Here is a 25,807-nt window from a genome sequence, read left to right on the forward strand (position 1 = left end):
CACTACTCTCAAACACTGAAGGCTGTGTCGTATAAAATTGCACCGTTTTAGAGGTTTACAGAATTACACTACTCTCAAACACGTGAGGGCGGTGAGACCGTGAGTAATGAGTTTTAGAGGTTTACAGAATTACACTACTCTCAAACGATAATGCTGAAGCTGTAACCGACTTTATCGTTTTAGAGGTTTACAGAATTACACTACTCTCAAACGAAGGTATCGAATCAATCAGGATTAACAATGTTTTAGAGGTTTACAGAATTACACTACTCTCAAACCCCAAATTAAATTTGAGGCTCAAGAGTAACTCGGGCTACCACCAGGTGTAATTCTGTATACTCCTTAAATAACACAAAAATCATTATCTAAAATATACCCATTAATAAGGCTTTTATCAAGATTTTCTTTATCAAAAAATCCTGTCGTTAAACAAACTAATCGTAATTGTCTGCTCAACATGTTGTGATAAAATACATTAATCTCATCATCATTTAAAACTAAATCTAGATTTACCATAATATATAACATGGGAGATAATAATGTATCCACCACTTCTATATAGGACATGAGATCCATGATATCCCCTGTACGATTAAACTCAAAGTTAAAGCTACCTAGCTTAATAAGTTCAGCAGTACCAATCTCAAGTTTATGTTGGATTGATAAAGGATATCCAAATTCTAAAGAATAATAAAAAGCATGAAGACGATTTACAATATCTGCCACCTCTTCTGTCATCAACAAGGCTTCTTTAGATAATTGATTTTGTAATTTGGTTAATAAGGCTTTACTATTTATATCTACATATAATGGATTAAGTATTATATGTCCATATTTATCTAAATTAAACGCCTTATTATTATCATTTAAAATCCAGGGGCCTTCCCCTCCATCGCATTGTATATCAAGCTCTGTAACCATACGTCGAAATACTTTACAATTCTCAAATGATATAACCGTTACTTTATCACTAGATACTTCAAAGTCTAATGTAGAATCTTGATACATCAATTTCATATCATAAGCACCCTCTCCGTTGAGTCTATAACCTCACTTTGCTTATCTCCTACTACAATCTCCATTCTTGAAAACTGCTTTTCTGTAACAGTTAACATAAACAAGCTACCACTAGGTGGCTTATTTTTACGTACATGTTCCATTATAATGTTGGCACTAGTTGTATTAAGAACTAATTTTGAGTACACAGATTCTTGTAGCATGAGGAATCCTGATACAATTAAATACTTCCTAAAATTCCTATATTCTTTTCTATCTTCCGAAGTCAACGTCGGTAGATCAAACATCACTAGTATTCTCATAAATCTATAGCTCATATTCTATAAACCTAATCTCTGAAGCATCTTGATTCCGCAATGCATCAAATACACTTTTACAGTAAATGCGAATAGCGGCACTAAATGTCTGAATAGTATCATTAATTTTTACATCTTCAGATAGTAATTCTATAAGTGACAATTTAACATCTCGATTGAATTCTGTAGGTATCGACTTGATAACAACCGCATCAACAAAGCCTCTCAACGGTTCCATCAAATCAGAACCTAAATTATACGGATTAAATTGATTACAGTGATTAAGACCTAGCTGAGTAATATAACCTAACGATAAAATCTCTCGATTTACCGCAGAAAGCAATATCGCATATCCATAATTCAGTGCTGCATTAATAGCATTATCCTGTTCACGAGAAAATGATTTTCCAAACAAAGCATTAAAATATACTTTTGCAGCATGCCCCTCACGTTGAGTTTCATCATTTAGAGTCAACTCATCAAGATATTGGTATAGTAAATCTGCTTCAACTAACTCCTGATGCTGTAATAGCTCTGCTTGATTCATAATCTTACGTCGTACAATTTCTGTCCATATAGAAGCTTGCAACTCTTTAGACCATTCAGCCTGTTCACGACATCGTTTACTACTATTGTGACTACCATGTAATGGAAGAACCTCACTGGCTGGATTCCGTTTCTCATCACAAAACACAATAGCCACTTTTTTCTTAATCAACTCGTTTAGTAGTACGGCGGTGAGGCTCACCGCCGTAGATTCAACAATTAGCATATATATTTCATCAATATACACCTTAGTCGTCTCAAAGTCTTTGCGAATAATCATGTAATTCATTTTAAAATCTAACTTAGAACGACTACCTATGACTACCGTACGCCAACTCATAATAACCCCTAATACTAACACACTCGTTTTAAACTATAGCTACTTCATTAGAATATAATCCTGTAATGGATTCATTGATCACTTTAAATTCATCTTGATTACTTATTTTACTCCCCACAGTTGATCTAGATGCTGTTATTCCTAAAGACTTAACTTCAAAAGTAGTTTTTTGATTTGTTAATAAGTTTAAAAGCTCTATCAAATGAATACTCTGTTCTTCTAAAGACATTTTTTTAAATAAACCATATCCCTTTTCTGATAGTTCAGCTGCTTTATTCCCTTTCATCTTTTGATATATAGGCATTTTAAGTTTACTTACCAAGTAATCAAAGAACTCTATATTTTTCTCTTCTACGATTCTAACCTCTATCGTATGTTTATTATCAAGAGTTCTTGTTGATACAACATTTGCCTTCAAATCCTTATTATCTTTTCTCATATTATTATACTTCTCAAGCACTTTGAGGTATGGAATCCATTCATTTGAAACAATGACTTGAATCGCATTATCAATACAGAAGTTACTATTAGTTTTCCCACCCAAATAGTAATAGAATCCATTAACCTTAACTAATTGATTAATGCACAGTTTTCCATAAATGATAGAAATGTCTTTTGCTTGTGGAGTAATAGATGCTACATAGTTAATTAAATCCTGATCAGTTGTATTTCGATTTGTTAAATAGATTGGTAATGGCACGATTTCCTTAATCACTTCGCCTTTTTTACCTGTATATTGAACAATAATAGAATAGGCATTTTTAATTTTTGTCATGCCACCATACTTAGAAACATCTGCAAACACACTAGACTTGGTTTTCATCCCTATATAAGCACCATCTTTAGCTTTCCCTGCAACAGTAGCTTTATATACAGTTGCATCAGCTAATGCACCGGTTTGTTCTAATAAACGCTTCGTCACTCGAACATCGTTGCTGGCCATCATTTTCTTAACAGTATCCATGCTTGTTTTTACATTCCAAGCTTTTCCATCTTTAGCATTTGTGCAATTTACATCATAATTGAACATCTTCGCTAAGTTATATGTACGATTAGCTCCATTCTTTTTAAAGAATGCACGGAAGTTACGAGTAAATTTCTCATGGTATACATTACCAACAACAATATTTAAATAGGCATCTTTAGCATGATGATGGTGATTCAATGAGCGAACCTTGATAAAGTTATTATCATGACGGAAGTCTGTTACATTTTCAGCCTTTACAAAGACTACATCAACACCTTGGTAAAGACGACGCAATAATGTTGTGGCTGCCTTAACTGATTGATTAGTTTCAACCAATTGACGAGCAATAAAACCACTTAAATCATCTTCTGTAAGAGGTGCAATACGTGTAAGACGCGCATATTTTCGCTCACTAATAAGACCTTGATGTTTCAAGAATGACCAGAATACCTTTTGGTTAGTTTGAATCGTATTGTCTATTGGATACGTATCCGACTTTTTAGCATTCGCAGTACGCTCACATAATACTAAATTATCAAAGCTATCATCTTTTGTAAGACTGCGAGGATAAATATGATCAATATCATAGTTATCTGTATTTAATAAATTTAAATCTATAATATTCCCTGTATAAGCACAACGCCCCATTTGAGTATAATATAAATATAACTTTTTACTTCTTAATGCCGCATCATCGTAGTTAGCTAATCCTGATTTCAGACCGTCAAACTCTGTGTCCTTTAGCCCACTTAATAAAGCTTCATCTTTTTTAATCGCAGCATATAAATCAGATAATCGTTTTTGACGAGAATCCTTTTTCTTTTTCTCTGTTTTATTAGACCGCGTTACCTCTACAAAGATACGAGATGGTAGCGCTTTTTTTATATGTATAACCTCATCAACGATACGCAAAGCTTGCCATACCGCACGTTTAACAGCAGGCGAAAGCGCCAATTCATCAATAATATCATGAGGATCTACTACTTGGCCTGCTGTTAATTTATCATTTATCTCTTGAATACGTTCCATAAATGAGAATTTATCGCCTAATAGTTCCATCAAGTTATAGCTAAAATCACGCATTGCTTCAATAATGGTTACAGAAGTACCGTCTCCAGCCTTATCACAGCCATCAATACCATTTAGTAATTTCTTAGAAAGGCGACCCCAATCTCGATATCTTAATTTTGTCAGCTTCTTGATAACCTCATCATCAAGGCACGAAGAAAATTTATTACGCAACGTTTCACGTAACATTTTCTTACTTTCACCAAAGATAGTAATATTCGTAATAATCTCTTCAGCCATAGATGTATCAAACCCAACACCAAGGATACGAACCATATCACGATAAGATGCTAGATCATTTTTAATTTCCCCATCTAGACCTGTAATCTCAGGTTTATGAGGTTTTGAGATATAACCGTTATCTTTTAAAAACTGCTCTATACGATTTTTAGTCATCTTCTTATGGTCTTGCTTAAACACAGCCTCAATAAGATGCTCTTTTATCTTTGTCTCGAATGGCTTTCCATCAATACGCACATTATTTAGTTCATTAAGCAACATAAATTCACTATATAAAAGAGATGATTTTGGTAATACATCTTCACCTAACAAATAAGTGCATTTATTGGTTAGGTTTTTAATAAAAGCAGCTGCTGATTTTTCTCTATCAATTTTATCTTCAAAATTCCATGGTGTAACTTGACCAGAGGCTTTACGTACAGCCCAAGCGAACCCGCCATTATCCACATTATGATGTGTATTTAAAGGCCCTACATAGTATGGAATACGGAATTCAAGCAGTCTAATAAGTTTCTCTGCTACAGAATATCCATCAGCCACTTCATTTAGAAATGGGAATTTGGATTTACATTTATCAAGAATAGTCTTAAGTTCCTCCAAATGTAATTGATAAGGAATAACCCCATTATCTTTAATACGTTGTAATGGCAATAAAGTTTGTAGATCAATTTCACTAAGAATATAGTCTTTCTCCTTAGAATCAGATAATCCCTCTACTATTTTCTTAGTGTATTTATAAAAATCTTCGCGGTTACAACTAGTTTCTTCCGTGCGGCCTTGTTTAATATAGTGAACATAGTTGTGTAAACCTTTTTCATCAGCCTTGAACATCGCATTGTAAATACTTCTATCAGTCTTTAATAAAGATTTCAGTATAACTAAATCCTCTTTATGTTTGTTAAAAGCTTTTACCTTAGATTCAGAAATAGTAAGACCGGGTTCCTTGATGGACATCAAAATAATAGCATCATATACAGATTTACAATCATCAATACTATGAATCTCATCACCCCAAGCTTTAGCTAGGTCATCACGTCTCTCATCATATGTATCCCCTATAATTTGTAACTTTTTAAGATCTTCATCTAAATCCTCTACAGAGCCGAATAAGTCAGTAAGGCTCGCAGATAAACCTAACACCAAATTAGCAAATGATTTAAGTCTTTTTTTATCCTCCTTGACCTGTTCTTTTTGAGTTTTACCAGAAGTATCCACTTCATCAGTAATTATATATGTATCAACAAGACGTTCTATGGCCTTTGCTTTGTCAGATTTTGTTTTACTTGACTCCATAAGGATTTGACCGATAGAACCAATTGCAGTAGTAGAATCAAAACAATTGAAGGTGATATTTTCTAAGGCTTGTTTAAGAACATCATCAAGTGTAGAAGCGTTAGAATCAAATGTTGCACCTTCATAGAGGAAGTTACCACGGTACTTTAAAATATGGTGTACTGCCAAGAATAACTTACGAATATCATCAGTACCATCTTTCATTAACTCTGCACGTAAATGATATATAGTAGGATACGCTTTGAAGTAATCTTGATCAGTATAGTCCTCGTTAATAAATAGAATATGTTTTGAACTATGCCCCGTCGTTTTATCTTCATAGTGGTATTTACTTTCACGAAGACGCATGAAGAATGTAGAATCCACCTGCGCCATAGCATCAGCAAACAATTCTTCTAATAGTTTTAAGCGTAATTTACGACGTTCTAAACGACGACGCATAGACCGGAATCCACGACGTGCTACAGCGGATTCTCCCTCATCAAACAAACGGCTGCCCCACATTTTATGAGAGCGAAATTTTAGTAGCTCATATGACTTATTTGTTACCGCCCAACCTACTGAGCTTGTTCCAATATCTAGCCCCACAAAATAATCTTTAATCGGATAATCTTTCAAATGACTTGAAATAAGTTGGTTCGATGCTTGCATTTCCATAAGCGCTCTCCTTCGGAAATTAATAATTGACATTCATCAAAAGCTTAACTATACTATAAGTAATCCAATTAGTTTTGGAGGTTTACAGAATTACATTACGAGTTCAAATACAAATTTATTTACAATGCCTTCGGGCCGCCCGACGTAGGGCACCTACTCTCAATTCTTCGGAATTGAGATTTTTTATTGCAAAAATTTACTATTTAAACTGCATCTATAATCTATAAGTCGCCAATCAATGTATGATTAACTTCATTCTAGCATAAAATAATAGAAAAGTTCATTATTTTCTCACAATACTTATGTTTATACAGAATTTTGTTAAATATTATATCTATATCAATGCAGCATAATATAATAGGTTTAATAACAATCGTACAAAAAAAGTGCACCTCTATACTTAATGCATAAAGGTGCACTTTAACTATATCAAACTTAAAGATAGATTATAATTTTACTTACTTTATCCCCCTTGTGTTCAAAAAGTATCCCGTTCATCATATCAGTTCTATATTGTAATAATCCATAAAACCAACGATCATCATAATCAATGTAATCTGGACGCCCATACACTTTTAAGACTTTTCTCATAGAGTCTCCTACAGCAATTCCTCTATGAGTTATCGCATCACGATTCGTAATCGATATATACGTAACAGTATTATCCATACCACCCAATATAGTATTACCAAAGGTTACACCACCATAGGATAGACCATATCTTGTTTCCTTTGTTGGCTGGCCTAGACTGGCTTTCACCGCATCAAAAGTGCTACCTAATGGAACGCCAAGCACCATAAGTTCTTCTTGTGGCAATCTCTCACCTACATACTGACCAATACTATAATGTCTATATTGTTCGGCTTTCGGCCAATCATAAGATTGTTTAGCTGCATTTGTTTCTAGACGTTCCCAAGTTTTACTTAACCAACTCGCATCTGCAGTATAATTAAACACACTAACAAATTGTAAGGCTATCGTAAGCCCCATAACCATATGTTTTGCTTTCATATTTTCTCTCCTAAATTCTCTCTATAAAATAAGCACAACCTTGTTAACATAAGTATACTATGCAAATAAGGCTGTGCCTATGATTAATAATTTTATAATTTAGTATATAGGATTTACCTATATTGATATTTATAAGATTTATCTCAATTTGACGATATAAATCTTTACCCCTATAATATAGGTAGATAGTCAGACGAATCGTAACGTCAGGCTCATCTCTAAAAACAGAAAATCTTGAGAAATGGCCTTTCAGTTATCGAATCATCTAAGATAACGAAGGGCTATTTGTCTTTTCCAAGACAAATAAGTGCTATTAAAGCTCCAAAAATCCTGTTAATAACGGGCTTTTTTATTCCCAATGTATATATATTCTCCAACAAGCAATAAAACTCCTCTTTGTATTTTCCCCAGTTTTTATGGATAATTAAACTATACTTGATATATGCACCGCAAGTAGTAAGGGTGATTTAGTATGAATCTCTAGATAGTGTAAATTTTTGGAGGTGTCATATGGATTCTCTGACTATTATTTGGGTTATTGTTTGCGCCTATTTATTACTGAATTTATTAGTCGGCGTGTATTGTCATATTCGTGTAAAAGATAGTACTGACTATCTACTCGCAGGTCGTCGTATTGGGGTTCTTATGACGGCAGGCACATTAGCAGCTACGGAAATCGGTGGTGGGAGCACCGTAGGTGTAGCCGCGAAAGCATATGGTTCTTGGGGTTTATCTGCAGGTTGGTACGTAGTATCTGCAGGGATTGGTGTTATCCTCGTTGCTTTCATCGCACCGCTCTTACGGCGTGCCATGGCAACAACAGTGCCAGAGATTATCGGCCGTCGTTTCGGCGCGTCTAGCCATCTCATTACTTCCATTCTGTCCATGCTAGCAACGATTACACTAGCAGGCGTACAAATTACGGCGACCGCAACCATTATTAGCGTTCTCACAGGGCTTTCAACAGAGCTCGCCATCCTCATCTGCGGCGCGGTACTCGTAATTTACACCATGTCCGGCGGTATGTGGAGCGTTACGATGACGGACGTTATCCATTTCTTCGTCCTCGTTGGGGGCTTCTCCCTCGCGGTGCCGTTCGTATTGCACAATGTGGGCGGCTGGGAATCGGTAGTGGCGAAATTGCCGCCTGAACAGTTAGGGTTTACGAAGGTTGGTTGGAAAACCATCATCGGCCTCATCATTATGTACTTCATGACCTTCTCCACCGGCCAAGAATCCGTACAACGGTACTTTGCAGCGAAGGATGAAAGAACGGCCGTTCTCGGTTCTATCATTTGTGGTATTATCATGGCTCTTTTCGCCTTTGTTCCTGCGGTTTTAGGCCTCGTAGCATTGGCTGAATTCCCGAACATCGAAGCGAACAATGCGGTGGCAACGGTAGCGCTTAACCTCATGCCTCCTGTAATGGCAGGCTTCGTTATGGCTGCGGTCGTGTCGGCTACGCTTTCATCAGGCGCAGGCGACCTCTTAGGCGCCGCTACTGTATTTACCAAGGATATTGTGGAACATCATTTTGGTAAAAGCCTCACTGACGCTCAGCTCACAAATTACAGCCGTCTGTGCGTGCTATTCCTCGGCATCATCGCCATCATCATCTCCCTCGTAAGCAAAGCCATCATTCCGATGCTCGTATTTGCTTTCACCATGAGATCCGCTGGCCCATTCGCTGCATTTCTACTTGGCCTCACTTGGAAAAATGCAACAGCTGGCGCCGGCATTTGGTCCATCGTGCTCGGCTCCATCGCAGGCGTGTACTGGGAATTCGTTGGCAACCCATATGGCATCATGTCCATCATCTTCGGTTCCATCGTCAGCCTCATCGTCTTTGTGGCTGTGCTGTTCATTGAACGATCTATGGGTAAACCACCGGCTCCTCCGGCTATACCTGATGATATAAAAGAGATATAAGCAGCTTGTTATAATCTGTAACTTAGTAATAGACCTAAAAGTACTATAAAATTACAATTATAAAACCAAAAACTCCTATCGGTGAAAGTCAATAGGAGTTTTCCTTATGTTACAACAACATCATCAAACTGTATGCCATACACGTGTTCATCATAATTTGACGATATATCATAACCTTACTATAATATAAGAAGATAGTCAGACGAGTAGCTACGTCAGGCTCATCTCGGAAAATATAAGATTTTGAGAAATGGCCTTTTCGTTTTATACTAATCTCCAGATTAGTGGAAATGAAGGGCTATTTGTCTTTTGTAAGACAAATAAGCGCTATTAATGCTCCAAAAGCGATAACCACAGTTATCACCTGTAATAAGAGCATGATTAATTCATAATCACTCATAGGCTTATCCCTCCCTTCAAAAACGAAGAGAGGCCAACCTCATCTAACTATCCTAAGTCTATTATAGAACGAACTAATATGCGATACAATAAGGAATGAATAATAGAAATATATAGATAAATGTAGCAAAGGGGCTGTAACAAAACAGCCCCCTAATTTTAGTATCTAATATTCATATTTACTGCTTCCGCATTTTTGTTTATTTTCTTATACGCCTATCCTCCTTTTCCAGATTTCTCTCCACCCTCCTACTTCTACTTTCACCATCCAACGAATTATCTCGTTAGGTCTCTCCAGGCGATAAATAGTTCGGCCACGACTTGAGGGTTTTGGCTGAGTTTGATACGGGCTAGCATTTTTCGAACGTAGTTGCAGTGTTCTAGCATCGCTTCATTCAGTTTGTGTTTGACATGACGCGGGGATTGGTACACCAAGATCGGTGCAAAGTCCGCCACATGAATATAGCTCGTATCCGGTTCTGGACCTTCCGTAACGATATATTCATAGGGTATAGCCACGTTAAAGAGGCCATACACCACGTCCTTGCCGATAGGGCGGCGACATTTAATATGCGCAAAGGTTAGATGCGGACCATAAGTCTTAGGTGCGGTATAGCTGCTGCGCCGACCATCGCTGGTCATGATGTAATTGGGTCTCAGCCCTTCCTGCATCGCCAGCTCTCGCGTAATCGTTCGCATCGGCAGATGGACCATTTCTTCGCGTCCATCCACAAAATAGCACTTCGTACTGTCCCCACCACTAGGTTGATAGGTAGGAATAAAACAAACAATGTGATTCTTTGGATTCGTGTAAATCAAATCCAAATCTTCTCCCTTAGATAGCCGAGCGGCCATCAAATCTGTTGGTTTATCATCTATTGCCATGGAATCCTCTCCAATCTGATCAGGAACATTCCTTTCAACAATACAATGAACACGTGTTCTGTGAAAGCAGATTAGCATGCTTTAATCTGCTACTGACCTTATTGTATATCAGCCTGTATAATTTGTAAATATATATACAAAACTATAGAAATTTACGTATAATTAAAGACTTTATGATCTTGTAAAAGTTAACTATACCTTGATGTGTCATTATTTTCTCATTTAAATTGAGAATTGCATATTTTATGTATATTCGTTAATTGAGATTAAAAGAAATATGCAATATATAGAATATAAATAAGAAATTAAATTATAATAACTAATGCACACGCAAGTCTTCAAAGTCCGTACTCAAATATCTACGCAGCTTTCGAATGGCTCGTTCGTGACGCCGTTGGATGGCTTGGCGGCTGCAGTTCAACTCTTCACTAACCGATACCAAGCTTTGACACTCACCATAGACACGGCGCAGTAGGTCCCGTTGATCAGGAGATAGTCTGCCTAAAGCCCACACTAGACGTGCTCGTATCCTATGCTCTTCGTCGGCACTCATCACCATATCCGCCACATTCTCGCCAGATGCGAAGATATCCATACCAAAGGCGACTTCTCCATCATCGGTAGTGCGATCTGGGATGTGAATTTCACGGCGATAACGTAATCGTTCACGCTTCCAGTACCGCATGTAACCGTACATGATGCCAGCTTTCAAAAAGCCTGCGAATGGTACAGGTCCGTCCAAATCAAAGCTATAAATCGATTCTATGAGGATCGCCCATAGATAGCTTTCTACGTCCTCGCGGAATTCGCGGTTTCCCATGCGATTCGTATAGTGCAAGATGAGCGGTCGATACCTGCGACAGAGCTCGATTTGTGCCGCATCATGACGAAGCTCGTCAACGGACCACGGCTGATAGCCCACCGTCTGAATCCTCATATTCGGCTTTTGACAAATGGACACGAGACTCTTGTCCGACAAGGACGATAAGACCTGATGACCACAGACGAGGGTCTGTAATTTCAATTTCTCTGGAATACTTCGGCTAGACTCATCAGCTTTCGATAATAAAGAATGAGATGGTAATGCCTGTGTTTCTAATTTTTTTGACTGATAGTTGTCATGTTGTAAGTTTGCAGTTTTAATACATGTTCTTTGTACTAAAGGTTCTTCGTTGGTATATAACATAAATCCCCTTTCCTGCCATGGCATAGCGCTTATGTACACAATACCGCGGAAAGAGTGTTTTGACAAATCGGCAATTCCTCGGAATTTCCCTATATTCTGTTATATTGGAGCCTTAATTTTCATCCATAGTACACCATAAGTATGAGATTCAAAGGGTAATTGCTGAAAATATATTATTACTAAAAATGACACCACATACACAATGTGGTGTCATTTTTTAGAGGAAATATATACTATCATTGGGTAATAGTATTCCATCTTTAAGTAATAGTATTCAATCTGAAATTGTCTGATTACATCGCAATACACGCGGCTTGAACAAAGTCCTTTAGCTGCGGTTTTACATGATTATAATATACATCAGCGCCATAACCGCGCACGATGTCGCCCCAGTATTTATATACATAGCGGTACCAGAAATGGAACATACTATTCGTGAAATGGTAATCCGCGTACTTCGCGTTCCCACGGTTACTTGCCTGAATGCGGCCCACGAGCCCCATAGAGATGAGATCGTTCAAACGAGATGTGAACGTACCACTTTTAATTTGGCTTTCTTGTAAAAGCTCCACGTAGTACGGTCTTTCCAATCTAGCAAGACCCGTTAAAATGGCATTGGCACCGGTTATATTTTTCATATCTCGATGCAAGATATACTGTGTTTCTTCAAAGAGAGCTCCCGTTACTGAGAAGAACAAATTAATAATATTCGTATCGATGCTTTCACCATTATCAAAATATTGTACATAGGCAGGCAAACCACCTGTTACAGCAAAGACGGTGCGCAAATCATCCTTTGCATAATGAAGGCCCAAGGATTTCATATCAACCAAGGAAAATGGTTTCACCTCGAGATATTCGGACACGAAAGGTCCGATAAGGCTGCGATTGCCAATGATGCGGCCATCGAGCTGTTCCATGCCATTAGCCATCAAAATGATGTTTAATCGGCTCGTATCTTTATAGGTATCTAATAAATCACGCAAGTGAATGGGAAACTGAGGAACTGCTTCCACCAAGAATGGATAATCATCAATCACCACAGTCTGAGGTATTTTCACACTGCTTTCAAAAAGCCTTACAAAGGCCTCATGCAAGGTCTCTACAGGCTCAAACTTGTCTTGAGCATCAGCAGGAACAAAACGTGCCTCAAGAGCTCTATTTATATCAGCCACATGGACTGATTCATTGGCCATGCGCCCCGCCAAGTATATCGCCTTATGACGGCGTACAAGCTGCGAAGCCACATAGGATTTACCACTGCGATGAGGACCATATACAACACATAAACTCATTTGGCCCAATGCAATACGGGACTGGATACTCTCTATAATCTCAGCACGTCCCACAAAATTCATATACTCACCTCCAACTATTTACGAAAATTATTATATCATAATTTTAAATCATTATTAAAATTTTTTTCATATAGTTAACATAGCTTTTTTTTATGTTAATTTTTTTACCCATCAAATCAGAGCTTTCATGTGATACGTATTGCCTTACTATCATAAAAGGCCTTATGATTACTTTATTCTCATATACGTTTGATATCAACATATCATATAAGACATAGTTATATAAGTTATATATGATAAGCCATATATTTAATCTATATATTTTAAAAATGACGTGCTTACCAAAAGGTATAGCACGTCATTTGCATGTAAAGTATATTAAATTGTTACTGAATGTTCTTATACTAAGTTTCTTAATAGTAAATATCTAATTCGTAAATTTCTGATTACATAATCTGATATATCTACATATTTTATGGTTCAATTTGAGTTTGCATTTTCATCAATAAAATGCGCTTAACTGATTCGTTGAGGCGCTCGGTCGTAATCGTTCCATCCGCCACCGCCTGGGTCAGCGCACGATGGACTTCATCGATATGAATCGTATCCGCATCAACAAGGATAAGATCACTGCCCGCCAAGATAGAGGCCACAGCGTAATCGCCTATCTTTTGATTGGATTGCAACGCACCCACATCGATACGATCTGTCATAACGATACCTTTATAGCCAAGCTCCTTGCGAAGCCAACCATCAATAATCGCCTTAGAGGAGCTCGCCAAATTCTCGTTATCAATAGCGGGAATTTGAATATGGCTCATCACAAGCATATAGCTATTCGCCGTCGTCTGTGCAATGAGCCGTTTAAAGACGGCTACATCATTATTGCTGAGATACGCTTTCGCCTCATTAGCAGATCCAAAGGACGCATCCCCTAAGGTCACCGCCGGAAAGTAGTTATAAGCGAACCACATATGATTAATTTGGTAACGCTCCACCATGGCAAGGTTTATATGGCCTGCCCACGTGGGATCGGATGTATAGGACATATTAGGTACACCAAGGTTAGCATTAGGCCCAATAACTAGGTTAAAACCCATATCCCGCATTTCAATAGCAGATCGCGTGGCCAAGTTGATGATACGATCCATAGGCAATTGCCCCCACCGATTGGGCTTTGGCAACCGTAAGAAACTTTCATTCCCATGCAATATGCGATCACGATGTACCCCGATATAGGGTGTCACCATGCTAGAGGTTATCGCCGTTTGCATAATATCGCTGGTGAAAGTTTTCACTTGGTTCTTATTAATAAGATTTTCATTCGTTAGCATAACGCCACTGACACGGTATTTTCGGATCACATCCTTTTGGGATTGTCCTATCGTACTGCCATGAAGGCTGATCATCATCAGCTGCCCCACCTTATCCTCTTGAGACATGGCCGCAATCCAAGTGTCCACTTTTTCAGACACCGGTTTGTTGGACTCCATGACGGCACGGTACGATACGGTTCGTAGCGGTTCTTGTTCTGCCTGACTCTCATGTTGGCATCCAGTTGTACCAACGACAGCAACTAGTAAGGCAAGGCCACTCAGGACCCGCCGAAAAAACTGGTTCATCTCTCCTAAAAGCTCCTTAATACTTACGCAATATTATGAATATTATGGGCTTTTTATGTTGCTCTCCCAATGCAACACCCATAATTCCCCCCTTTGATCCGTACAGTATATTTTTATATTATACACTAAATGATTCATCTTTTCCTCATAATAAAATAATTTTTTCGTACTGAATTATTATAATAAAGTTATACAGTAAAAATATGTGAATTTTGAATAATTATAAAAAAAAATCCTACGAATCGTTTAAAAAGTGACCGCACTGTAACAAAGGCTACGTGAGTATCAAGTCACTCATGACCCGTAGGATTTTCTATGTTATGTTGTTATACCCTAAATAGCTAACGCTACTATATGTTTATAAATATTGAGTTGCCGTAACAGCCTACTGTTTAAGTAATCGACTATTATTAATCTTTAAATTTTTCTTTGTTTACTGGCATGTCGTCAACACCAACTTGCACCATATTTAAGCAATCGGCTATCATTAGCCTTTAAATTTAGGGGATGTTGGACATGTTTCAGGTGTTACGTCTTTACGAGTACCAAGAACCGCGCTACGGTCTGTGTAGTGTGTGTGTAAAAGTTCGTGTGCCTTGTGACCCAATGGTTCGCCTAAGAAATCTTTGTACAATGTTTGGATTTCTTCATTTTCATAGGACGCAACCCATTTATAGTTTTCGTCAGCTTCGTAAAGGCCGCCAATACGAGCTTCCTTAGTTTTAACCGCTTGAGGCAATTTAGTACGCGGTTGACCACCGCCACCGATACAGCCACCTGGGCACGCCATAACTTCAATGAAGTCATAATGTTTACCGTTTTCTTTCAAAGCATTCAAAAAGTCACGTGTGTTTTTACCACCGTGAACAACGGCAACCGACAATGTTACATCATCACCCAATTGAACAGTCGCCTCTTTTACGCCTTCCATACCGCGAACGTCCTCGAGGTGAGTCAACGCATATGGAGGTGGCTCTTTATCAGTGATGAGCTTGTAAGCCGTACGCATCGCTGCTTCCATAACACCACCGGTGTTACCGAAGATGATGGATGCACCAGTTTCCATACCGATTAAATCATCAAATTTAGAATCTTCAATGGCATTGAAGTCGAGGTTTTCCGCTTGGATCCAACGGATGAACTCACGAGTTGTGATGGAAATATCTGTATCCATGCCAAGGGAGTCATCATTATGATAACGAGCCGCTGCATTTTCTTCTTCTCGTTTTGTTTCTGCTTTTTTAGCAGTACAAGGGTTTACAGATACGGACACAATGTTGCGAGGATCGATGCCTTTTTTCTCTGCAAAGTACGTTTTAATCATAGCCGCTTCCATAGCGATACAAGAACGCGTGGAAGACAAATTAGGAATCAATTCAGGGAAGTAGATTTCCGCAAAGCGTACCCACGCTGGGCAGCAGCTTGTAAACTGAGGAATTTGACCGCCATTTTTAAGGCGTTCTACAAGCTCGGATGCTTCCTCCATAATGGTTAAGTCCGCACCAAAGTTAGTATCTACTACATAGTCTGCACCAAGTGCACGCAAGGCACCGACCATTTTACCTTCCAAGAATGTGCCCGGTTCATAACCGAAGCCTTCACCAATTGCTACACGAACAGCTGGAGCTGTTTGAATTACGACGATTTTTTCAGGATCAGTAAGGGCTGCTTTTACCTTTTCAAGCTCGGATTTAGCATGCATAGAGTCGAATGGGCATGCTGCCGCACATTGACCGCAATGGATACATACAGGCACATCGCCATTTGCATCAAGGTCGTAGTAATCAAGTACGCTCATTACATCCGCACAAGCGCGACGGCATAACGTACAGTTTTTACACTTGGAAATGTCGTGATAAATGGATGGATTGTCTAGTGCAATCGGCACGCGTTTATCGATAAATTCGTATTGAGACATGAGGACCTCCTCTAACAAACTATAACTACCAAACCTATTAGGGCGAAATATGCCAAACTACGGAGCACTGCGCCCAAGCCATACTTCTGCATCTTACCTATAGTATACGATATGGTGAAAGTTTATACTATGTAAAATTGTTACACTTTTGCACAAAATCTCCAAAAAAGTGTAATATAAATCACATTTTACCACGAATAGCTAAATAATTCACCTATTTTAAAGGAATTAAAAGCCCGTGAACAGAAGCTAATTCCATATAACACAACATATTTTGGGTAAACATAATATATACCAGTGGAAATATAAAAACGCACGTCCTCTGTGAGAACGTGCGCGAGTGAAGCTTTCACAAAAATAATCAGCCTAAACAAGACATAACTGTTCAACAGTGTACTACGGCTAAGCCCTATGCTCGTCTATACGATTAGATTATTTACCGCCCCAAATAAGTTGGAATACAGCGTACGCAGGCGTACCTGGCTCAACTTTACGGCTATCTTTATTAACTTGTTCCTCTTTCACAACATAACCTTGTGGGTTATAAAGAGTCACCTTAAGATCTTTAACTTCCCGTTTTTTGTGATTGAACTCTTCAGTCACGATGTAGTGATAACCTTCGTAGTCCATAGCTTTAATGTCCATTACCGCTTTTTTATCGTCTTTTTTAACAGAATCATTGTCGATAGACCAAGTAACACCATTGCTATCAGTGCCTACTGTATACCAATTAGCCGCATCAACACTACCAATACCGCCGATTAATAATGCGCCTGCTACCAAAACAGCTGCCAATGTTTTTTTCATATTAATACCTCTCGTAAAAAATAAAATACAAGGATAGTATATAAGATTAAAATAAATATTCTATGAAAAGGTCCTATCGACCTATAACAGGCTGTTTTCAAAATATAATCAGCTTCTCTCAATGTTGAAAAAAGCGATAGAAATTCGGCATAAGTTGGGTAACTAACGCTGTCGGCTCATATAGAACAAACTTTTTCACTTTTCTTGCTTTCAATAACTTTGCCTCTTTTAAAATTTGTAAGTGCCTGGATACGCTTGAATCAGTCATTAATAGAATTTGCGCTAAGGACTGTGTTGTACTTGGTTTCTCCAAAACATAATTCATAATTTGCAATCGCACAGGGTCACTCAAAGCTTTAAAAACAGCAATTAATCCCTCCGGTGTAGAGTTATAATAACTCGGTTGCTCCATAATGTCATAAGTGATAGCAATTCCCTGATCAAAAGACTCAACAAACAGATGAGGCCAAATAAAATAACTTGGTAATAACATAATAGAGTCACTGTCCTTTAAATGAATCTCTTGATCAAAAGGTTTAATAATAGCCAAGGTATCTTTTTCCCAACGGATTCGGTCAATTTGTAAATGATTAAACATCTCTATAAAACCTTTTTTCCTTAAAAATGAAGATTGTTTTTGTATTTCAGTTAAGAGTTTCTGCTGAATTAATTTTTCTTTCCAAGTATCATCAAAAATTGATTTTTTATACCACTCAATAAAAGAAAAAAGTCTCCGGTAAACACTTGTAGCATTTCGCCTCAAATCGTTAAGCAATTGATCATTTTTATTTAAAGAGAAATCTTTCCACTCCAGCCCTTTTGCTAATGTCGGAATAAAGGCGCTTTCTCTATCATCTATTATTCTCTTCAAATACTCAATTAATTGAATAGTCGGATAATTAACAAGAAATTCCTTTAAATTTTGTATTTCCTCTTCAATCGTTGTCGTATGATAACAAAAATTACAAAGCAAAACAGGAGAAACCCCGAGTTCATAAAAAAGTTGGAAATAATGAAGGTTTTCATAAAATTCTTCAGTAAATTTATCTTGTATCCCAATCACCCAATCAATATTAGTTCCATGATGTCGGGGATTTAAAAGAACATGTAAACTTCTAAAAAGTTCATTTAAAGGAGAATACACAAATTGTATTCTTTGTGTCAACGTTTCATTTGTTTTCAAAGCATAATTGCTAAACCGAACTGAAATAGTCATAAACCCCCTCCTAGACGATTCGATATTTTTAAAATCGATTGATTATAAGCTTCTAGACTTATTATATTATACTTATAATTTTAAAGAAAAGGAGAAAACTTTATGAATACACGATTACAAGATTTACTGATAACAATTGTTGCAGGTATAGGGATGTTGTTATCTACTCTTGATACAGGAATCATCAATATAGCATTACCTTTTTTAAAAGAACAATTTCAAACTACAACTAATATTGCATCCTTCGCAATAACCGGTTATACTCTAGCTTTAGCCATCTCTATTCTGCCTTTAGGTGTATTAAGCGATAACTTTGGAAAGTTAAAAATTTCTTATTTAGGATTTGTACTTTTCGGTCTGAGTTCTTTATTTTGTGGATTAATTAACAATATCAATTTGTTAATCATTGGACGAATTTTTCAAGGCATAGGGGCCGCCGCTTTACAAGCTACTTCTGTCGCTTTAATTACAACTTTAGTTTCTGAAAAACGTAAAAATAGCTCTATTGGTATCCTAGGAATTATGATTGGTCTAGGTCCTATTCTGGGACCTTCTTTAGGTGGAATCTTACTTTCTTTAAGTTTCTGGCAACTCATTTTCTGGATAAATATTCCCTTTGTAATCCTCGGAATTATATGTAACAACTATCTTTGCCAAAAGCTTTCCGAAAAAACCAACAAACGGCGATTAGATAGTCTTGGAATTGCCATAAACGCTCTAATGTTAGTTTCTCTCTTATTAGGATTATCTTTATTAAACCAATCACATCTATTATCAGTTGGCCTGATCCTAATAATATTCGGCCTGTTGCTCGGCATTATATTTTACTATATGGAACTTAATAACAAATACGCGCTTATCGATGTTAAAAGATTAAAAAATAATCCTCAATTAGTCTCTTACCTTTTTCAAACAGTCACCTTCGGTTTTGCTTCCGCAATGATATTTTTACTTCCACCCTTCATTTTTGAACAGTCATATCATCTGGGAGCGGGTCAAACTGGATTTCTTGTTCTAGGGGCTCCTGCAGGTTTGGTTCTTTTTTCAAGAATATCCAGTAAAATCAATAATGGTAATAAAAATAAATTATTCAGCCATATCGGTTTAAGTATTATTGTCATATCCTTGAGCGTTCTCTTACTGATCAATCCCAACTGGCCTTATCAATTATTAACATTAGGATTATTTATTTACGGTATTGGTGGAGGATATTTTCAACCTGCTAATATTGCCAGTATCATGCAAGCCAGTCCTATGGAAATACAGGGAAGTACGGGCGCTTTACAACGAATGCTACAAAATGTCGCGATTTCAATCGGTTCAACCATTGGCGCAACTTGCTTAAATCTTTGGTCAAATGATTTATTATTAGCGACTCGAATTGGTTGGGGAATTACACTGATTCTGGTTATCATAAGTTTAAAAAATTTAATCCAACACAATTAAATACAGATATTCACTCTGAATGTACAATATCAAAAAAAAGACACGAATCTCCTCTGAAAACGACTTGACGCCGTAAGGGTGACCTTTAAGGTTTTCAGAGGAGGCTCGTGTCTCCAATACTCTCTCTAATAATTATACATATTCAGAGCGAATATCAGCTTCTATTAAATTATTGGATTATTTACCCCATAGGGCCTGCATAACTTCCGCCCCCATGGTATCCGGTTCAATTTTCGTAGGTTTTTGTGTTTCTTTACTGGATAGCAATGCTATACCAGCATTGCTATATACTGTTGTATCAAGTTCTGTCCATGTTTTTTCTTTGCGATCGATCCGTACTGTGTAGATATATGTAAAGCCTTCTACATTGTTAATTTTAACAAGTACTGTAGCCGCATCATCTGTTTTATATACAGAAGAGTTGTCAATAAACCATGCCGCATCGTCAGCATCAGCATCGATATAGTACCAGTCAGCAGCACTAGCTTGACCAAAGCCACCTACAAAGAAAACTCCTGCTGCAAACATAGCAGCTAGCCATTTTTCCATTTTTAAACTCCCCAACACTAGAGGCGACCATCTTAGATGGTCGCCCATGGTTACTCAATAGTTAATATAGTGTTTTATATTATTCTACTTCTTCTTCGATTTCAGCGCCTGGAATAACAGCAATACTAGCTACCTTATCGCCTTCGTCGAGATTTTGTGTTTTCACACCAGAAATAGCTTTGCCTTTCTTCACAGCGATGTCATTCATGTTGAAGCGGATGATTTTACCTTGCTCAGAAATAAGCATAACTTCATCATCATTATGAACAACCTCTACGGCCACTACGTCGCCTGTTTTATTCGTAATCTTGAAGTTCTTAGAGCCTTTACCACCGCGTTTTTGCAATGTATAAGCTTCCGCATCATTGCGTTTACCAAAACCTTCTTCAGAGATAGTAAACACTTGTGCTTCACTTTCATCAGTATTAAGAACACCAGCACCTACAACTACGTCGCCTGCATTCAATTTAATGCCACGCACACCGTGAGCCGCCCGTTTCATAAGGCGCACATCATGCTCGCTAAAGCGAATAGCGATACCCAACTTAGTACCAATCAAGATGTCTTGATTGCCAGTCGTTACGTTAACGGAAATCAAACGATCGCCTTCGTCGAGGTTAATCGCATTGAGGCCAGAACGACGGATATTACGGTATTCTTCAATAGCCGTACGTTTTACAACGCCAAATTCAGTGACCATAAATAAATTTACATCTTCATGGACACGTTCAAGGTCGATCATAGTCGTAACGGATTCACCTACCGCGAGTGGCAATACGTTAACCATAGCGGTACCGCGAGAGTTGCGGGAACCTGCTTCCGGCACTTCGTATGCCTTGAGGCGATATGCACGGCCTGTAGATGTGAAGAATAACAATGTATTATGGGTCCGCACATGCATAATTTGCGTTACATAATCGTCTTCCTTCGTCTTCATGCCGATAACGCCAGCGCCGCCTTTATGTTGGTTGCGATATACATTCGCGTTCATGCGTTTGATGTAACCTTGTTTAGTCAAGGTAATCACCATCTCTTCGTCAGCGATGAGGTCTTCTACATCAAGGTCGGACGTATCGATTGTGATTTCAGAACGGCGAGGGTCGCCGTATTTTTTCTTCATATCATCGAGTTCGTCTTTGATGATTTGACGTTGACGCGCTTCGCTACCCAAGATAGCTTTCAAGTCTTCGATTAATGCCAACAATTCCTTGTATTCGTCTTCGATCTTCTCGCGTTCCAATCCTGTTAAACGGCGTAAACGCATGTCGAGGATGGCTACCGCTTGTTTCTCTGAAAGCCCGAATTTTTGCATTAATGCGTTGCGTGCAATTTCGTCAGTTTGAGAACTACGGATTGTGGCAATCACTTCATCGATATGGTCGAGAGCAATCAACAAGCCTTCTAAGATGTGTGCACGCGCTTCGGCTTTGTTAAGCTCGAATTGAGTACGGCGTACGATAACGTCTAGACGATGATCTAAGTAGTAACCCAATACTTCTTTCAAATTCAATACGCGAGGATGTCCATCTACGAGAGCTAGCATAATCACGCCGAATGTTTCTTGAAGTTGAGTGTGTTTATATAATTTATTAAGTACGATGTCTGGTTGCACATCGGCGCGCAATTCGATAACGATGCGCAAGCCTTGGCGGTCAGATTCGTCGCGAAGCGCTGTGATGCCATCAATTACCTTATCGCGGCTCAAGTTTGCAATTGTTTCAATTACGCGAGCCTTATTCACTTGGTAAGGAATCTCAGTCACTACGATCTTATGCTTGCCCTTAGACATCTCTTCGATGGTTGCACGAGCACGCATTTTAACGCTACCACGACCTGTGGAATACGCTTTTTTGATGCCGTCTCGACCCAAAATGAGCGCCCCAGTCGGGAAGTCCGGGCCTTTGATTTGCGTCATCAATTCATCTACAGTCACATCCGGATTGTCGATGAGCATCGCTAGGCCATTACATACCTCGTTAAGGTTATGTGGTGGAATATTTGTCGCCATCCCTACAGCGATACCACTGGAACCATTGATGAGAAGATTTGGAATCTTCGCTGGCAATACAGTTGGTTCTTGCAAGCTTTCATCATAGTTCGGCATGAAATCAACAGTTTCCTTGTCGATATCAGCAAGCATTTCTGTTGTAATCTTCGCCATACGTACTTCGGTATAACGCATCGCAGCGGCACTATCGCCGTCGATGGAGCCGAAGTTACCGTGGCCGTCTACCAAGAGGTAGCGCGTATTGAAATCCTGCGCCAAACGAACCGTCGCGTCATAAACGGAGCTATCACCATGTGGATGATACTTACCGAGTACGTCACCGACGATACGAGCGGATTTCTTGTACGGTTTATTTGGCGTCATGCCTGTTTCGTGCATCGCATACAAAATACGACGATGTACTGGTTTCAAGCCATCGCGCACATCTGGAAGCGCACGCATAACGATTACAGACATTGCATAATCGATATACGCGTTCTTCATTTCTTTATCAATCTGAACGGGATGAATATTCCCGTGGGACCATTGTTGGTCTGCCACAATCTCACCTCATTTTACTAACACTGATACTAATTCATCATATAATTATAGCATTTTTGCGTATATAACGCTATATTTTGTAAAAGTTCCTTCCCATTACATGGCCCAATTGTACAACTGTTGCCCAACTGTAATTAATTCTATAAAATATAGTAACCTCTATCTCTTATTTAATGAGCCGCATGTTGTATCATATGATCTAAAATGCTAACAAAATCTCGTTCTACAGCCGAAGTGTCGTTACCAGTACTGCCAATGCCTGTTAGCATGGTTTCTTTCCAATCATTTTTTGCCATAAATCGAAAGGCGATCAAATACTTAGCTTTTGTTTTGTCCGCTTCTCCTTTTGGTAGATAATAAAAGCCTACGCTTCTATCAGAAGGAGGGTGCAATAACGCTGGGTTGTCTTGCGGTTTATACAGACTATATATAGATTTCATAAAGGTTAGAATATCTTTACCCTTTACAGATTCGTCTACAAAGATAATCTCATCATATGTGAATAAAGATATCTTATTAGTACCTGCCACACGTGTCGCTTTAGACTTAGCTAACTCCAAGGCTTCCTCGTGCGTCGCCATCCGCATGCCATACTGCTTAGCACGCTCCACTAACGAACCATTCAAATGAACTAAATACGCTTGTGAATACGCAAAGTCCGCATCATTTTTTCGCTCGCCACCAGGGGCCGGCAAGGTTGGTCGCTTTACTACAGAATTTGTGGTAAAGGAAAAACCATTACTTTCATCATAAAACACATACACATTTCGCTGGAATGGCTTCTCCTTCTCTACCACAGACGACTGGAGAACAAGATTCGGATGCACAACCGAAAACTCCTTCTCCACACTAGACTTGATATCCTCTGGTGTAGCAGGATCACCATTCTCCGTCGTCCAAATGAAAGAACAACCACTCAACACAACACTATAAATACACACCACAACTAACAACACATACCTAAACAACCTCATACACAACCACACCTCTCCCCAAATATTCCATGTGTATCAAAGAATTCTATCAAATATGTAGCCACAATTATTGATAAAATCAGCTGATTGTTGATACTCTACTTCACTGCCTTTTCCCAATCAGGGGCCTCGCCCCATGCGAAAGGAAAAGGGCTTTTGTTGTTAATGGTCGAAGCAACTAGTTAATAGAAAACATAGGTATGGATGGGACGAATTCACATATAACGTTATAAAAAAGGGATTCCCTTATTGATGAGCGACTTAGCTCGCTTTGGAGCGAAGAGATAAGGGAATCCCTTTTTTAACAATCTAGCATATTTGTATTCGGGCCCCATCCATACTATTTTCAGTTATTCGTCATTAACAACAATCACTTAACTAGCGCATCCAATTTATTCATACGAAAATCCTCTATCACGTTCATAAATCCCCTATGATGTATCGGATTTTCGCTCATTCCGAACAGATGGCTCGTACAGTCACAGTCAGAGGAGCCAAATTTAGGAACGTCCCATTCTGCTACGCCACGCACCGCATGAGCTAGTGCACATTCTGCATCATTCCAACTGGTGCGTATAGGCAAACCGGCAATCATTTCACAGTGACCGCGGAAGTAATCTAAATGCCAGTGCATTTTCTTCCGTTTTCGTTTATGACGTTCAATACGTTTTGTTAAATTTGCCTTCGCAGAACCAACGTACATATAATAACCAGATTTGAAATGCATTATCCCTTTAGAACCGATTTCGAGATCTAGATCGTGATCGAGGTGCATGACCATCACATACACACCACTATCATGAGCCTCTATATCGAGAATACTACTAGGATAGGAACATTCATGTGTCACTGTAGGCATGGTGAAAGTCTCATTCCACGCCACAGCAACGGCTTTCCAATCTAACGAAGGTGCCACCTCTTTAAAGGTTTTGGCAAATTCCAAATCCGTATGATAATCTGGCAAGAACCACTGCGCCCTATCCCATTGCACGAGGAATAAAACGCCTGTGTGGTAGCCTTCGTTTTGCAATTCTTTCAAATGTAATAAATGCTTACGGCCTCGCTCTGTAATAGCATCAGGGAACATGGCACCCGTCTTGGAGAACAAGGTACAGGACTTAACCTCTAGTAAGAACTCATCGCCCTTATCATTAGTGAGGAGTAAGTCAAAACGGGAAGATGTACCGTGTAGTTTAACCGTATACTCTCGTCTTACTACACGCCATATCTCCCAACCAGGGATCAGTTTATTTTCGATTAAATGCTGTGCCACATCGTTACTATAATTCGTGTCCAGCATGATAACGACACCTTCACGCTCGATGCCTACGACTCGGTATTTCGTCTTCGCATCAGGCTTATCATGAGGCACGATATACATCGTTACGCCAGTGAATAAGATCTCCCACATGCGTCCTGGGTTAGGCAAATGAGCAAGTACACTTTCACCATTCAAATCTAAAGTCACCACAAAACGATTCGGGCGACCTATATATGTTGCTTTTAAAATAGTATCGTAAAGGACTTTCATCATATCTCCTACATCAAGAATATTCTATGTATCTATTATACGATATGTTACCCTTGGGTTTCAT

At 38.6% G+C, this 25,807-nt stretch carries 18 protein-coding genes and 1 CRISPR repeat array; of the genes, 2 read left to right on the forward strand and 16 right to left on the reverse strand.

Annotated features, from left to right (window positions below; genetic code table 11):
- The first annotated feature begins 44 nt into the window (after positions 1-44).
- Positions 45-278: a CRISPR direct-repeat array (repeat unit 36 nt; unit sequence GTTTTAGAGGTTTACAGAATTACACTACTCTCAAAC).
- A gap of 64 nt (positions 279-342) precedes the next feature.
- From csn2 to RYO55_RS00025, 5 genes are all read right to left on the reverse strand, one after another.
- Positions 343-1,017 (reverse strand): type II-A CRISPR-associated protein Csn2, encoded by a 675-nt coding sequence (csn2, locus tag RYO55_RS00005; protein WP_314983559.1) that lies wholly within the window; start codon positions 1,015-1,017, stop codon positions 343-345.
- Positions 1,014-1,334 carry a CRISPR-associated endonuclease Cas2 gene (gene cas2, locus RYO55_RS00010; protein ID WP_314983560.1) on the reverse strand — a complete coding sequence of 107 codons (321 nt, stop codon included), beginning with the start codon at positions 1,332-1,334 and terminating at the stop codon, positions 1,014-1,016. The genes csn2 and cas2 overlap by 4 nt, the downstream gene beginning before the upstream one ends.
- The gene (cas1, locus tag RYO55_RS00015) at positions 1,324-2,199 is read right to left on the reverse strand and encodes a type II CRISPR-associated endonuclease Cas1 (protein ID WP_314983561.1); all 876 of its coding nucleotides are present in this window, start codon (positions 2,197-2,199) and stop codon (positions 1,324-1,326) included. The genes cas2 and cas1 overlap by 11 nt, the downstream gene beginning before the upstream one ends.
- 28 nt (positions 2,200-2,227) lie before the next feature.
- The gene (gene cas9, locus RYO55_RS00020; protein WP_314983562.1) at positions 2,228-6,424 is read right to left on the reverse strand and encodes a type II CRISPR RNA-guided endonuclease Cas9; all 4,197 of its coding nucleotides are present in this window, start codon (positions 6,422-6,424) and stop codon (positions 2,228-2,230) included.
- Positions 6,425-6,859: 435 nt separating this feature from the next.
- Positions 6,860-7,435, reverse strand: coding sequence for a TonB-dependent receptor (locus RYO55_RS00025; RefSeq protein WP_314983564.1), 576 nt, complete (start codon positions 7,433-7,435; stop codon positions 6,860-6,862).
- 510 nt (positions 7,436-7,945) lie between these two features.
- Between RYO55_RS00025 and RYO55_RS00030 the strand changes: the two genes are divergently transcribed.
- Complete coding sequence (locus RYO55_RS00030; protein ID WP_314983566.1) at positions 7,946-9,364, forward strand: sodium:solute symporter family protein; 1,419 nt, start codon at positions 7,946-7,948, stop codon at positions 9,362-9,364.
- Between the two features lie 675 nt (positions 9,365-10,039).
- Here the strand turns inward: RYO55_RS00030 and RYO55_RS00035 are convergent.
- From RYO55_RS00035 to RYO55_RS00065, 7 genes are all read right to left on the reverse strand, one after another.
- Positions 10,040-10,648, reverse strand: a complete 609-nt coding sequence (locus RYO55_RS00035; RefSeq protein WP_077707853.1) for a hypothetical protein — start codon at positions 10,646-10,648, stop codon at positions 10,040-10,042.
- A 319-nt stretch (positions 10,649-10,967) separates the two neighbouring features.
- Positions 10,968-11,834, reverse strand: a complete 867-nt coding sequence (locus tag RYO55_RS00040) for a sigma-70 family RNA polymerase sigma factor (RefSeq protein WP_314983568.1) — start codon at positions 11,832-11,834, stop codon at positions 10,968-10,970.
- 293 nt (positions 11,835-12,127) lie between these two features.
- On the reverse strand, positions 12,128-13,192 hold the full coding sequence (locus RYO55_RS00045) for an ATP-binding protein (RefSeq protein WP_314983570.1): 1,065 nt from the start codon (positions 13,190-13,192) through the stop codon (positions 12,128-12,130).
- Between the two features lie 413 nt (positions 13,193-13,605).
- Positions 13,606-14,754, reverse strand: coding sequence for a glycoside hydrolase family 3 N-terminal domain-containing protein (locus RYO55_RS00050; protein ID WP_314983572.1), 1,149 nt, complete (start codon positions 14,752-14,754; stop codon positions 13,606-13,608).
- A 487-nt stretch (positions 14,755-15,241) separates the two neighbouring features.
- A complete protein-coding gene (locus tag RYO55_RS00055; RefSeq protein ID WP_314983574.1) occupies positions 15,242-16,672 on the reverse strand; it encodes a [FeFe] hydrogenase, group A in 1,431 nt (476 codons plus the stop codon).
- Between the two features lie 432 nt (positions 16,673-17,104).
- Positions 17,105-17,479 carry a hypothetical protein gene (locus RYO55_RS00060; protein ID WP_314983576.1) on the reverse strand — a complete coding sequence of 125 codons (375 nt, stop codon included), beginning with the start codon at positions 17,477-17,479 and terminating at the stop codon, positions 17,105-17,107.
- 118 nt (positions 17,480-17,597) lie between these two features.
- Positions 17,598-18,695: a DUF5937 family protein gene (locus RYO55_RS00065; protein WP_314983577.1), complete on the reverse strand. Its 1,098-nt coding sequence runs from the start codon at positions 18,693-18,695 to the stop codon at positions 17,598-17,600.
- 102 nt (positions 18,696-18,797) lie between these two features.
- Between RYO55_RS00065 and RYO55_RS00070 the strand changes: the two genes are divergently transcribed.
- Positions 18,798-20,141: an MFS transporter gene (locus tag RYO55_RS00070; RefSeq protein ID WP_314983579.1), complete on the forward strand. Its 1,344-nt coding sequence runs from the start codon at positions 18,798-18,800 to the stop codon at positions 20,139-20,141.
- A gap of 177 nt (positions 20,142-20,318) precedes the next feature.
- Here the strand turns inward: RYO55_RS00070 and RYO55_RS00075 are convergent, their stop codons facing one another.
- The 4 genes from RYO55_RS00075 to sfsA form a co-directional block, all read right to left on the reverse strand.
- Positions 20,319-20,690 carry a hypothetical protein gene (locus RYO55_RS00075; RefSeq protein WP_314983581.1) on the reverse strand — a complete coding sequence of 124 codons (372 nt, stop codon included), beginning with the start codon at positions 20,688-20,690 and terminating at the stop codon, positions 20,319-20,321.
- A gap of 79 nt (positions 20,691-20,769) precedes the next feature.
- A complete protein-coding gene (gyrA, locus tag RYO55_RS00080; RefSeq protein ID WP_314983582.1) occupies positions 20,770-23,238 on the reverse strand; it encodes a DNA gyrase subunit A in 2,469 nt (822 codons plus the stop codon).
- A gap of 170 nt (positions 23,239-23,408) precedes the next feature.
- Positions 23,409-24,212: a hypothetical protein gene (locus tag RYO55_RS00085; protein ID WP_314983583.1), complete on the reverse strand. Its 804-nt coding sequence runs from the start codon at positions 24,210-24,212 to the stop codon at positions 23,409-23,411.
- A 370-nt stretch (positions 24,213-24,582) separates the two neighbouring features.
- Entirely contained in the window at positions 24,583-25,743 is a 1,161-nt protein-coding gene (sfsA, locus tag RYO55_RS00090) for a DNA/RNA nuclease SfsA (protein ID WP_314983584.1), read from the reverse strand.
- Positions 25,744-25,807: the final 64 nt, after the last annotated feature.

This window comes from uncultured Veillonella sp., from assembly GCF_963551295.1.
In the GTDB taxonomy this organism is placed as follows: domain Bacteria; phylum Bacillota; class Negativicutes; order Veillonellales; family Veillonellaceae; genus Veillonella.

What these genes read in the sequence shown, in the direction of transcription:
- csn2 (WP_314983559.1), bottom strand. Translation starts at nt 1,017, where the DNA reads ATGAAATTGATGTATCAAGATTCTACATTAGACTTTGAAGTATCTAGT.
- cas2 (WP_314983560.1), bottom strand. Translation starts at nt 1,334, where the DNA reads ATGAGCTATAGATTTATGAGAATACTAGTGATGTTTGATCTACCGACG.
- cas1 (WP_314983561.1), bottom strand. Translation starts at nt 2,199, where the DNA reads ATGAGTTGGCGTACGGTAGTCATAGGTAGTCGTTCTAAGTTAGATTTT.
- cas9 (WP_314983562.1), bottom strand. Translation starts at nt 6,424, where the DNA reads ATGGAAATGCAAGCATCGAACCAACTTATTTCAAGTCATTTGAAAGAT.
- RYO55_RS00025 (WP_314983564.1), bottom strand. Translation starts at nt 7,435, where the DNA reads ATGAAAGCAAAACATATGGTTATGGGGCTTACGATAGCCTTACAATTT.
- RYO55_RS00030 (WP_314983566.1), top strand. Translation starts at nt 7,946, where the DNA reads ATGGATTCTCTGACTATTATTTGGGTTATTGTTTGCGCCTATTTATTA.
- RYO55_RS00035 (WP_077707853.1), bottom strand. Translation starts at nt 10,648, where the DNA reads ATGGCAATAGATGATAAACCAACAGATTTGATGGCCGCTCGGCTATCT.
- RYO55_RS00040 (WP_314983568.1), bottom strand. Translation starts at nt 11,834, where the DNA reads ATGTTATATACCAACGAAGAACCTTTAGTACAAAGAACATGTATTAAA.
- RYO55_RS00045 (WP_314983570.1), bottom strand. Translation starts at nt 13,192, where the DNA reads ATGAATTTTGTGGGACGTGCTGAGATTATAGAGAGTATCCAGTCCCGT.
- RYO55_RS00050 (WP_314983572.1), bottom strand. Translation starts at nt 14,754, where the DNA reads ATGAACCAGTTTTTTCGGCGGGTCCTGAGTGGCCTTGCCTTACTAGTT.
- RYO55_RS00055 (WP_314983574.1), bottom strand. Translation starts at nt 16,672, where the DNA reads ATGTCTCAATACGAATTTATCGATAAACGCGTGCCGATTGCACTAGAC.
- RYO55_RS00060 (WP_314983576.1), bottom strand. Translation starts at nt 17,479, where the DNA reads ATGAAAAAAACATTGGCAGCTGTTTTGGTAGCAGGCGCATTATTAATC.
- RYO55_RS00065 (WP_314983577.1), bottom strand. Translation starts at nt 18,695, where the DNA reads ATGACTATTTCAGTTCGGTTTAGCAATTATGCTTTGAAAACAAATGAA.
- RYO55_RS00070 (WP_314983579.1), top strand. Translation starts at nt 18,798, where the DNA reads ATGAATACACGATTACAAGATTTACTGATAACAATTGTTGCAGGTATA.
- RYO55_RS00075 (WP_314983581.1), bottom strand. Translation starts at nt 20,690, where the DNA reads ATGGAAAAATGGCTAGCTGCTATGTTTGCAGCAGGAGTTTTCTTTGTA.
- RYO55_RS00085 (WP_314983583.1), bottom strand. Translation starts at nt 24,212, where the DNA reads ATGAGGTTGTTTAGGTATGTGTTGTTAGTTGTGGTGTGTATTTATAGT.
- sfsA (WP_314983584.1), bottom strand. Translation starts at nt 25,743, where the DNA reads ATGAAAGTCCTTTACGATACTATTTTAAAAGCAACATATATAGGTCGC.